The 263-nt window shown below is 36.1% G+C and carries 1 pseudogene; it reads right to left on the reverse strand.

The window, feature by feature from the left end:
* Nucleotides 1-263 (reverse strand): annotated as a pseudogene (locus CWB77_RS18055) (GntR family transcriptional regulator); the annotation flags it as partial.

Genomic DNA, 263 nt, shown 5'->3' on the forward strand with positions numbered 1-263 from the left:
GTTCAGACTTATCGCCTATGGCTAATATGCCACGTTCATCTTTTAGTTTTTCCTTAATTTTTTCGCCAAGTTCACTGACTTTACCCATTCCTGGCTTTTCAAGTATGACGTCAATTTTTCCGTCTTCACGGACTTTTTGAATAAACCCTTTGAGCTTTTGACCAACAAATAGGATTTTAAATACCATGTTGTAAAATACAACACCAAAATGAGAGTGTTAAATCAGTACTTTGTATCCGATATCGGTTTTACCTGCCACGATT

Origin of the sequence: Pseudoalteromonas sp. S1610 (assembly GCF_005887465.1) — a bacterium.
Classification (GTDB): Bacteria; Pseudomonadota; Gammaproteobacteria; order Enterobacterales; family Alteromonadaceae; genus Pseudoalteromonas; species Pseudoalteromonas undina.